Source organism: Nocardiopsis chromatogenes YIM 90109 (assembly GCF_000341185.1).
Taxonomy (GTDB): domain Bacteria; phylum Actinomycetota; class Actinomycetes; order Streptosporangiales; family Streptosporangiaceae; genus Nocardiopsis_A; species Nocardiopsis_A chromatogenes.
The window spans coordinates 1-9,876 of record NZ_ANBH01000364.1 but is presented as its reverse complement, the minus strand read 5'-3'; the positions used below and the strand labels follow the sequence as shown (position 1 = coordinate 9,876).

The following is a 9,876-nucleotide window of genomic DNA, read 5'->3' as shown; positions in this document are numbered from 1 at the left end:
CCCCCCCCCCCCCCCCCCCCCCCCCCCGCCGCAGGCCCGGGGTGCGGCGGCGCCGCCCCGCGGGCAGCCCCACCTCCTCCGGGGAGATCCGCTCACGGCGGCTGCGCAGGAAGGAGCCCAGTTCTCGTCTGTCCACCCCCCGAGTGTGCTCCCTCTCCGCGCCGCTCAGCCAGGTACCGCCGGTGCCTGGCTACGCACCGGGGCCCACGGCACAGTCGGTGCCATGGACGACACCACGAAGACGACCACCGGACTCCTCGACGGCAAGGCCCTGCTCATCGCCGGGGCCGGCCGCGGCATCGGCGCGGCGGCGGCACGCCTGTTCGCCCGCGAGGGCGCCCGCGTCCTGCTCACCGCCCGCACCGAGGAACAGCTCGCCTCGGTCACCGCCGACATCCGCGCCGAGGGCGGCGCCGCCGAGTACGCGCTGTGCGACCTGGACGACGCCGACTCCGTGCGCGCCGCCGCGGACCGCGCCGTCGAACTGTTCGGGCGGCTCGACGGCGCCTTCAACAACGGCGCGGCGGGCCAGCGGCCCGGCCCCATGGACACCACCGGTGAGGACGACTTCGACCTCGTGTACCGGGTGAACCTGCGCGGCCCCTGGCGGGCGATGTCCGCCGAGGTGGCCGCGATCCGCGCCACCGCAGGCTCCGGCGCCATCGTCAACACCTCCAGCGTCGGGGCGCTGATGGCCAACCCCGAGCTGCCCGCCTACGGGGCGATGAAGCGCGCCCTCAACAGCCTGACCGAGTCGGCCGCCCGCACCTACGGCCCCGAGGGCATCCGGGTCAACGCGATCGCGCCGGGGACCACGCTGACCGAGCTGCTGCGCGACTGGGAGGCCGAATCCCCCGGGGTGATCGAGCACCTGAACGGGCGGACCCCGCTCGGCCGCGCCGCCGACCCGTCCGAGGTCGCCGAGGCCGCGGCGTGGATGCTCAGCGACCGGGCGTCCTACGTGACCGGGACGGTCCTGCGGGTCGACGGCGGAATGCTCGCCTAGGGCCTCTCCAAAGCCCCCATGACCTCCCCCAGCACCTTCACCTGGTCGGGGGTGAGCCGGTCGAAGACGCGCTCGCGCACCTTGGCCACATGGCCCCGGGCGGCGTCGCCCAGGGCGGCGCCGCCGTCGGCCGTCAGGACCGCCCAGTACCCCCGGCGGTCGTCCGTGCACGGCTCACGGCGCACGTACCCCATCCGCTCCAGGCGGGTGATCTGGTGGGTCAGACGGCTCTTGGAGACGATGACGCTGTCGGCCAGGTGGCGCATCCGCATGCGCTCACCCTCGGCCTCCGACAGGGAGACGAGGATGCCGTACTCGACGAGGCTCAGCCCGCTGTCCCGCTGCAGGTCCCGGTCGAGCTCGGACTCGATCCGCGACTGCGCGCGCAGCAGGCTCCGCCACACGCTCTGCTCGTGCCCGCTCAGCCACTCCACCGTGTCCATGCCGGTCATCGTAGCCCGGCCAGCCATTCCCGGGCGGCCCCCGCGACCGCCGGCGGCAGGGCGTGGCCGCCCGGGTGCTCGCGCAGCTCCACCGCGGCCCCGCGGTCGCGGAGCTGGTCGGCCAGCAGCCGCGCCTGGCCGACCGGCGTCACGGTGTCGGCGGTGCCCGCCCCCATGAACACGTCGGTCCCCGACAGGTCGGCCGCCCCCGGGTCGCGCCCCTGCAGCGGAGCCGCCGACGCGAACAGCGCGGCCCCCCGCAGCAGCCCCGGGTGCAGGAGCAGCAGCGCGGCGGCGATGTTGGCGCCGTTGGAGAACCCGGCCGCCACGATGCGCCGGGGGTCCAGCCCGTAGGCCACCGTGGCCCGCTGGACGAATCCGGCCAGCCCGGCGGCGCGTTCCACCACGTCGTCGACGTCGAACACGCCCTCGCGCAGCCGCCGGAACCAGCGGGCGGCGCCGTTCTCGTCCACGGGGCCCCGGGGTGACAGGAGTGTGGCCCCGGGGTGCAGGGCCCGCCCCAGGCCGAGCAGGTCGTGCTCGTCGGCGCCGGTGCCGTGCAGGAGCAACAGGACCGGCGCCCCGGGCCGCCCCGGCTCCAGCACGTGCACGAACCCCAGGTCGTCCGTCCCCGCGTTCACCGCGCCTCCCTCGGGTCCGCCACCGCCAGTTCGGGCAGGTGCCGCTCGANCCCCGGGCGCCAGCCGCAGCTTCCGGCCGAGCTGGAGCAGCGGCTCGTCGTAGTCGAACCCGGGGCCGTCGGTGGCGATCTCCAGCAGCACCCCGCCGGGCTCGCGGAAGTAGATGGAGGTGAAGTAGGAGCGGTCGCGCACCTCGGTGACGTCGACGCCGCCGTCGGCCAGCGCCCCGCGCCAGGCCTCCTGGGTGGGCCCGTCGGGGGCGCGGTAGGCGACGTGGTGCACGGTCCCGGCGGCGACGTGCCCGCGCTCGGCCTTCGGGTCGGCGAGCACGTCGACGATGGTGCCCACCCCCTCGGTGCCCGGTCCGGTGCGGAACCGGTACCGCGGCCCGTCCTCGGCGACCGGCGCGAACCCCAGCGTGCCGCCGAGCATGGCGGCGGTGCCGTCGAGGTCGTGCTCGGTGAGGGTGACCGACCGGATGCCGCGGACGGCGTGCTCGGCGGGGACCGCCCCGCCGTCCCAGGGGTCGGTGTCGTGGGTGTCGGCGCCGGCGACCAGCTCGATGACCAGGCCGTCGGGGTCGCGCAGGGACAGCACGTCCTCCTCGATGCGCTCGGTGGGCCGCGCGGCCTCCACCCCGAGCGCGGCCAGGTGCTCCGACCACCAGCCCAGCGACCCCTCGGGCACCGCGAAGGAGGTGGTGGTGGCCTGCCCGGCGCCGCGGCGGCCCTTGGGGGCGCCCGGCCACGGGAAGAAGGTCATCACGGTGCCGGGGTTGCCCGCCCGGTCGCCGTAGTACAGGTGGTAGGTCTCGGGCGCGTCGAAGTTGACCGTCCGCTTGACCAGCCGCATGCCCAGCGCGTTCAGGTAGAAGTCGGCGTTGGCCTGCGGATCGCTCGCGATGGCGGTGACGTGGTGGATGCCGCTCGGGCGGACGTCCATGGGGCCTCCTCGGACGGTCGGGTGGTTCCGCCCCGGAGAACAGTTTAAGATTCAACTACATTCCCGCGAAATCGCGTCACCTGCACATGCATCGGCACTACCCTGTGCCGCATGGCGCACCGTCACCCCAGCAAGCTCAACGCCGAGCACGTCGCCCACCCCTCGGCGCGGCGCCTGCTCAAGGCCGAGCTGGCCAACTGCGCCGACTGCCGCACCCACTCCGAGGAGGAGGCGCTGGCCACCCCCGAGGTGCTCGCCTCGCTCCTGCACGGCTTCGCCCTCAAGCGCGCGGCACAGTGGCGCGACCGGCACTCCCGCTACCCCTCCTCGCTGCACGACCTCGCCCCGCCGGCGGAGGTGCGCTTCCTGACCTCCCCCACCCGGGAGATCACCCTGCTGTGCACCATCGGCTCGCGGTCGGGCGACCGGGTGGACACCGCGGCGGCCCTCGACGAGCTGGAGGCGATGACCGGGGACGAGCGCGCGCTGGTGCTGGGCGACCTCATCGACGGCCTCCTGGAGGACGAGGGCTGACGCATCCCATATTCGGGATATCCTCCCGGATATGGACGATCTCGATTCCCGCCTCGCCCGGCGCCTCGCCGCGCTCCGGGCCGAAAACGGGTGGTCCCTGGACGCCCTGGCCCGCGCCACCGGCATCAGCCGGTCCACGCTCTCCCGGGTCGAACGCGCCGAGGTCAGCCCCACCGCCGCCATGATCGGCGCGCTCAGCACCGCCTACGGGCGCACCCCCTCCCACCTGCTCGCCGAAGCCGAACCCGACCCCCCGCCCCTCGTCCGCGCCGCCGAGCAGGACCTCTGGCGGGACGAGGCCTCCGGGTTCGACCGGCGCACCGTGTCCCCGCCCCACCCGTCCCTGCGCGGCGAGGTCGTCCAAGGCGAACTGCGCCCCGGCGCCGACATCGGCTACGCCGCCCCGCCGGTGCCCGGCCTGGAACAGCACGTGTGGCTCCTCTCCGGAGAACTCGACCTGACCGCCGACGGCACCGAACACCGGCTCCGGGAGGGCGACTGCCTGCGCTTCCGCCTATGGGGCCCGACCCGGTTCCGCTGCCCCGGCCCCGCACCGGCCCGGTACGCCGTCCTGGTGGTGCACCCGTGACCGCCGTCCCCCTCTCCCCCGAAGCGTTCCGCCACAGCACCGCCGCCCTCGGCCGCCTGCTCGCCGCGACGGTCGCCGACGGCGCCTCGCTCGGCTTCCTGGCCCCCCTCGACGCCGCGCAGGCCGCCGCATGGTGGCGGTCCCGCCAGCCCGCCGTCGACGACGGAACCCTCCGGGTGTGGGCCGCCCCGGGACCGGGCGGCCGCGTCCTGGGCACCGCGGGGCTGGCGTTCGCCCCCATGCCCAACGGCGCCCACCGGGCCGAGGTCGTCAAAGTGATGGTCCACCCCGACGCGCGCGGACGCGGCCTCGGCCGGACCCTGCTCCGCGCGGTCGAGGAGGGCGCCGAACGGGCCGGGGCGACACTGCTGGTGCTCGACACCGAGGTCGACAGCGCCGCCGAACGCCTCTACGGCGGCGCCGGATGGACCCCCGTCGGCGTCATCCCCGACTTCGCCGCCGACCCGGGCGGGGCGCTCCAGGGGACGAGGATCTACTACAAGCGGCTCGGCTAGGCCGTCCGCTCCGACACGCAGAACTCGTTCCCCTCCGGGTCCCGCAGCACGGTCCACGCGAAGCCGGGGGCGGAGTGCTCCCCCACCACGCCCGCCCCCTTCCCCCGCAGGCGCTCTACGGCCGCGCGGCGGTCCTCGACCATGAAGTCGACGTGGGCACGGCGACGGGTTCCCTGCGCATGGGCCACCCTGGTCGGCCCATGCGGCCTTCAGGAGGTGAACGCCAGTGCGTGCTCCCCCACCCACTGGGCGAACGTCCGCGCGGGACGGCCGGTCACCTCCTGAACCGTCGGTCGGACGCTGTACCCGAACTCGGGCGGGTCGGTGCGCATGGCGAGGAAGAACGCGATGTCCTCGGCGGAGAACCCGGCGGCCCGCCACTCCTCGACGGCCTCCTCCCGGCTCTGCTCCACCAGCCGGACGTCCCGGTCCAGGACGTCGGCGACGATCCGCACCTGGTCCCGCACGGTCAACGCCTCCGGTCCGGTGAGCAGGTACTCCCGGCCGCCGTGCCCGTCCGAGGAGAGCACGGCCGCGGCCACGTCGGCGATGTCGGCCTCGTGCACCAGGGCGCTGGGCACGTCCGCGAAGGCCGCCCGCACGGTGGACTCCGCGGCGACCGACGGCGCCCACTCGCGCTTGTTGGCCATGAACTCCACCGGCGCCAAGCGGGTCCAGGACAGGCCGGCGGCATCCACAGCCGCCTCGACAGGGCCCGGCTCGACGTCGCCGCCAAGCACCGTGACCCGGCGGGCGCCGTTCCGCACGCACAGGTCGGCGATCTGCGGCCCGGTGTCCAGGGGAGCGAGGTCGTCGCCGCCGAAGGTGATCAGGTGCGCGGCGTCCACCCCGCGGAAGGCGTCGCCGAGGGTCGCGGGGTCGGTGAGGTCGCCGCCCACCACCGCGCACCCCTCGGGAAGCACCGCCCGCGCGGGGTCGCGGGTGAGCCCGCGGACGCGGTGCCCGTCGGCGAGGAGCCGTCGAACCAGGGCGCGCCCGACGGTGCCGGTGGCGCCGGTGACCAGGACGGTCAGAGATTCCTGTGTCGTCATGCCCCGAACGCTAGGAACGATCGCGGACCTTTCGTGTCCGCGATCAACCGTGTGTGAGCCCCGCCTCATGGGCCAGGATCGCCGCGCGGACCCGGTTGCCCACCTCCAACTCCACCAGGATCGCGCTCACGTGCGCCTTGACCGTCCCCTCCGACACGTGCAGCCGCCCGGCGATCTCCTGGTTGGTCAACCCCTCACCCACCAGGGCCAGCACCTCGCGCAGCGCGATCAGCGCCAGGTCGTGCCCGAGGGAGTCGTGCATGTCCGAGGCGATGCGCGCACGCTCGCGCAACCGCGCCTCCTCCTCCACTGACGCCCGCTCGCGCTCCAGCGCCTCCACCCGCTGCCGCTGGGCGTCGACCAGCGCGGCCTGCTGCCCCCGGAACCGCCCGACCGTCCACGGCAGCGCCGCGAAGACGAGCGTGCACAACAGCACGGTCATCCCCTCGGAGAACTCCAGGGCCGCCATGGCGCCCAGCCCCGCCACCGGGCCGGCCGCCAGAATCCACGGCCCGTGCACCGACGGCAGCCGCCTTCCGTGCAGGTAGGCGGCCACCAGCAGCAGGAGGAAGAGCCCCTGCCGCCACGCGGGCAGCTGCACCGTCCCCAGCGCGTTCACCGCGCAGACCGCCACGATGACGGCCAAGGCCACGGCATTCCCCAACGTGCTCACGCGCGGCGCTCCCTGCCCACCAGGCCGAACACCCGCGCGGCGATGACCGCCAGCCCCGCCAGCCCGGCCGCGAACACGGCGACGGTCAGGGGGATCGCGAAGTAGGTCATCTGCTCCCAGGTCACGTGCCGACCGTTCGTGAGCACCGTGACCACCGCCCGGTAGCCCAGCATCAGCGCCACCGGGACGAGCAGCGGGGCACACCGCAGCGCGGCCCCCCACAGGGACCCCCTCCGCGCCGCCCACGTCCGGGACCGCACGACGCCCACCGCCCCCAGCACGGCCGCCAGCAGCGTCAGCCCGCCCAGGGCCCACTGGTAGGCGCCGTCCCCCTCGGGCAGAACGGGGTCGCGCCCTTCACTGACCGCGATGAGGCCCTCCATGATCGTGTAGGTGTCATCCGTCAGCAGGGCGCTGTCCGCCATGACCGCGAACCCGTACCCGGTCTCCGGAACGACACCGTGGGCCGCGTACGAGGTGAACAGGTTGCCCGAGTGGGACACGAGGGCCCGGCCGCCCCCGGTCTCGTTCACCCCCCACCCGAGGCCGTAGTCCTCCCCGCCGCCGGGCGTCCGCATGGCGTCGAGACCCTCCTGTGAGACCGGCCCCTCCCCCGTCTGCGACACCAGCCAGTGCCCCATGTCGGACGCGGTCGAGACCGCCCCGCCCGAGGCACTGTGGTCGAGGATGCCCCCGATCTCCTGCCGCTCGATCCACATGCCGAAGAGCTCGTTGCGCCCCTCCGCGGGATCGGACTCCGCGGCGCTGAGCGTCGTCTCTTCCATCCCCAGCGCCCCGAAGACCTCCTCCTTCATGTACGCGTCGTAGCTCCGCCCCGTGACGACCTCCACCAGACGGGCCGCGACGTTGTAGTTGACGTTGCAGTACGCCCACTCGGCACCGGGGTCGGAGGTGAGCGTGTCGTCCTCCAGCCGGGACACGTAGTCCTCCAGCGACTCGGCCCCCTCCAGATCCGCGATGTCGATGCTCCGGTCCGACAGCCCCGACGTCTGGTCGAGCAGCTGGCGCGGGGTGATCTCCCCCGCCCGCGGGTCCGCCATGGAGAACTCGGGAAGCTGTTCGGCAACGGGGGCGTCCAGGTCGATCTCCCCCTGCTCCACCAGCTTCATGACACCATAGGCCGACAGCGACTTGGTGACCGACGCCAGGCGCATCGGGCTGTGCTCCGTGATCGGCTCCCCGCGCGAATCCGTGCCGTACCCCTCCGCCATCAGGACCTCGTCCCCATGGGTGACCGTCACCGCAAGGCCGGGAAGCCCGCTGGACGCGAAGGCCTCCTCCGCGTACGAGGCGAAGTCCTCCGCGGTGGGCTCCCCATCCGCGTGGGCGGCGGGCGCCCCCAGCGCCACCGTCGTGGCGCACAGCCCCAGGACGGGCAGCAGTCGTGTCAGCTTCGGCATCGGGTCTCCCCACATCGGTCTCCCGGACACCGAAAACACTAGAAATCACCAGGTCCGCCGGGCATCCGCCGCCCTTCCAGACCCACCCCCGACGAAAGTCATGGGGGGACTACGCCGCCTGGGACAGTGACCCGTCATCATCATCGGAGTCCCCCCGGTCACCGCCCCGGTGGGCCCGGTAGTGGGCCTTCAGGCGGAGCATGTGCTTCTCCCGGTTGTGCCTCCCGCAGAGAAGCTGGGCGTTTCCCACCGAGGTGGTGCCGCCCTCCCACCACTCGGTCCGGTGGTCGCCCTGGCACCACCGGGCCGGAACCGAGCAGCCGCCCTCCCACTGGCAGGTCCCCGCCTTCGCGGCGAGGGCCTCCCGTATCCGCGCGGGGAAGGTGCGCCGGGCCCGCCCGATGTCCACCACGCCCCGCACCGGGTCCGTGACCACCCGGCGGAGAAGCGAATCCGCAGCGAAGGCCCCGGCGACAGAGCCGGGAAGGACCCGGTCCCGGTCGCTCACCGCGGGCTCGGCACCTTCCCGCCCCTGCAGGGCGGCCAGGGGAACCGTGAGGTTCACCAACGGCCGCTCGGCCCCGCCTCCCCCGCACGAGCAGGGGCGGGGGGCCGCCAGGGCCGTGGCCGCGTCCGAGCCCTCCTCGGGCACCGGCACCGCCACCCCCTCGGCGATCAGCCGGTTCTCACAGAGCTGCACCAGGGCGTCGAACCGGCGCTCCTCCATGGTCCGCTCGTCGCCCTCCGACGGCGGAGCCAGGTGGCAGTCCAGGGCCGAGGCCACAATGTGCTCGCTGGCGATGTCGCCCTGCACATCCAGGGTGAAACCGAAGGCGTTGCGCAGGAACCGGGCCCTGCGCTCCTCATAGGAACGGCGGTGCCGCTCCTCGTGCGTCTTGGGCGACACCCGCTCGACGAGCGTGCGGCCGATGCGCTTGAGACCGGACTCGGCCACACCGTCCCGGGCGGCCTGCAGCATGATCGCCTCGGCCCCGGCCCGGAACCCGTCCGCGTCCGGGTACTCCTCGGCGGGGCGCTTCTCCACGGCCTTGCCGCAGGCCGTCACGATCTGGGCCAGGGCGGAGAAGGGGATCTCACCGTCCTCCGCCGCCCGCACCGATTCGGCGTGCTCCTCAAGGTGGTCGCCCACCTCGGCCACCGCCCGCGCCTGGGCCAGGCTGCGGCCGCAGTCGCGGAGCAGGCCGATCACGGTGGAGTGGTCGGATCCGGCCAGGGCCCCGGTCTCGCGCATCCTCGCGGCCAGCCGGGCCGCGGCCAGGTCCAGGGCGTCCTGGCCCCCGGCCAGCGCGGCCATCGCCTGGGCCAGGGCCTCGCGGTGGCCCGGGGCCACCTCGGCGCCCACCGCCCGCTCCACCCCGCGCAGCACGCCCGCAAGGCCCTTCCGGATCTCCTCTGCAGGAGATCCGGCGGGGATGCCGGGGTGCTGCTCGATCGCCATATACCAAATATAAGCGATCGCGGCGGCTTTATGGGAGAATCCCCAGGATTTCATAGAGAAATTCCGAGAAACACCGAACACCCAGGCCACGACACATGTTGATCTTGACGTCCGACCCGGCGCGAGCGCCATTGCAACCTTTTTCAAGAACCCGGCGAAAACACGACGCAAGCCCTCCAAGAGAGCTTGCGTCAACATTTTCAAGGACCTTGCAAAACCGCCGGGACCCTCCCGCCAGGGGGGTGGAACACCCGCGCCGTCCCGCCTCCAGGGGGCGACACGCCGTACCGCACCCTGCGCCCGGCGGCCAGAGCACCGTAGGCGCACCGACAGCCGCGGCCCCCGCCGGCACACTGGGCCGGGCCGGCGGCCGCCACGAACGCGGGCGACCACACGCCCCTCCCGGCCGCGCCGCCCCGCCCCCGAGGAACCCGCCGGACGGCAGGCAGGGCCAGGGCACGCACCCCGCTCCCGCCGTCGCCGCCCGCCACGGCGACCCCCACACGCCCGCCGCCCGACAGCGCTGCACCAAGGGCCGGGGACCGTTGTCGTCACCGCCTTCCCCCTCGCGCCAGGAGGCCCGCCGCCCGGCCGGGGCCGG

Annotated in this window: 11 protein-coding genes and 1 pseudogene; 4 read left to right on the top strand and 8 right to left on the bottom strand. The window is 74.1% G+C overall.

Features of this window, described 5'->3' with window-relative positions; translation table 11 throughout:
• The first annotated feature begins 223 nt into the window (after nt 1-223).
• On the top strand, nt 224-1,006 hold the full coding sequence (locus D476_RS0130685; RefSeq protein WP_017627698.1) for an SDR family NAD(P)-dependent oxidoreductase: 783 nt from the start codon (nt 224-226) through the stop codon (nt 1,004-1,006).
• On the opposite strand, the gene D476_RS0130680 is transcribed toward D476_RS0130685, so the two are convergent.
• The 3 genes and pseudogenes from D476_RS0130680 to D476_RS35175 form a co-directional block, all read right to left on the bottom strand.
• Nucleotides 1,003-1,458, bottom strand: coding sequence for a MarR family winged helix-turn-helix transcriptional regulator (locus D476_RS0130680; RefSeq protein ID WP_017627697.1), 456 nt, complete (start codon nt 1,456-1,458; stop codon nt 1,003-1,005). The two genes, D476_RS0130685 and D476_RS0130680, sit on opposite strands and share 4 nt — an antisense overlap.
• On the bottom strand, nt 1,455-2,090 hold the full coding sequence (locus D476_RS35850; RefSeq protein WP_051061887.1) for an alpha/beta hydrolase: 636 nt from the start codon (nt 2,088-2,090) through the stop codon (nt 1,455-1,457). The genes D476_RS0130680 and D476_RS35850 overlap by 4 nt, the downstream gene beginning before the upstream one ends.
• Before the next feature lie 54 nt (nt 2,091-2,144).
• Nucleotides 2,145-3,032 (bottom strand): annotated as a pseudogene (locus tag D476_RS35175) (VOC family protein); the annotation flags it as partial.
• A 111-nt stretch (nt 3,033-3,143) separates the two neighbouring features.
• Here D476_RS35175 and D476_RS0130670 point away from each other — a divergent pair.
• From D476_RS0130670 to D476_RS0130660, 3 genes are read left to right on the top strand one after another with little or no spacing between them, the layout of a single operon-like run.
• Complete coding sequence (locus D476_RS0130670; RefSeq protein ID WP_017627695.1) at nt 3,144-3,566, top strand: hypothetical protein; 423 nt, start codon at nt 3,144-3,146, stop codon at nt 3,564-3,566.
• Nucleotides 3,567-3,597: 31 nt separating this feature from the next.
• Nucleotides 3,598-4,155, top strand: coding sequence for a helix-turn-helix domain-containing protein (locus D476_RS0130665; RefSeq protein ID WP_017627694.1), 558 nt, complete (start codon nt 3,598-3,600; stop codon nt 4,153-4,155).
• A complete protein-coding gene (locus D476_RS0130660) occupies nt 4,152-4,670 on the top strand; it encodes a GNAT family N-acetyltransferase (RefSeq protein ID WP_017627693.1) in 519 nt (172 codons plus the stop codon). Before D476_RS0130665 ends, D476_RS0130660 begins: the two co-directional genes overlap by 4 nt.
• Here D476_RS0130660 and D476_RS39870 read toward each other — a convergent pair.
• The 5 genes from D476_RS39870 to D476_RS0130635 form a co-directional block, all read right to left on the bottom strand.
• Nucleotides 4,667-4,858, bottom strand: a complete 192-nt coding sequence (locus D476_RS39870; protein ID WP_275041576.1) for a VOC family protein — start codon at nt 4,856-4,858, stop codon at nt 4,667-4,669. The genes D476_RS0130660 and D476_RS39870 overlap by 4 nt on opposite strands.
• Nucleotides 4,859-4,879: 21 nt before the next feature.
• Nucleotides 4,880-5,722 (bottom strand): SDR family oxidoreductase, encoded by an 843-nt coding sequence (locus D476_RS0130650; RefSeq protein ID WP_017627691.1) that lies wholly within the window; start codon nt 5,720-5,722, stop codon nt 4,880-4,882.
• A gap of 43 nt (nt 5,723-5,765) precedes the next feature.
• Nucleotides 5,766-6,395 (bottom strand): helix-turn-helix transcriptional regulator, encoded by a 630-nt coding sequence (locus tag D476_RS39865; RefSeq protein ID WP_275041575.1) that lies wholly within the window; start codon nt 6,393-6,395, stop codon nt 5,766-5,768.
• Nucleotides 6,392-7,816 (bottom strand): serine hydrolase domain-containing protein, encoded by a 1,425-nt coding sequence (locus tag D476_RS0130640; protein ID WP_017627690.1) that lies wholly within the window; start codon nt 7,814-7,816, stop codon nt 6,392-6,394. The genes D476_RS39865 and D476_RS0130640 overlap by 4 nt, the downstream gene beginning before the upstream one ends.
• Nucleotides 7,817-7,925: 109 nt before the next feature.
• Nucleotides 7,926-9,275 (bottom strand): HNH endonuclease signature motif containing protein, encoded by a 1,350-nt coding sequence (locus D476_RS0130635; RefSeq protein ID WP_026124007.1) that lies wholly within the window; start codon nt 9,273-9,275, stop codon nt 7,926-7,928.
• Nucleotides 9,276-9,876 lie beyond the last annotated feature (601 nt).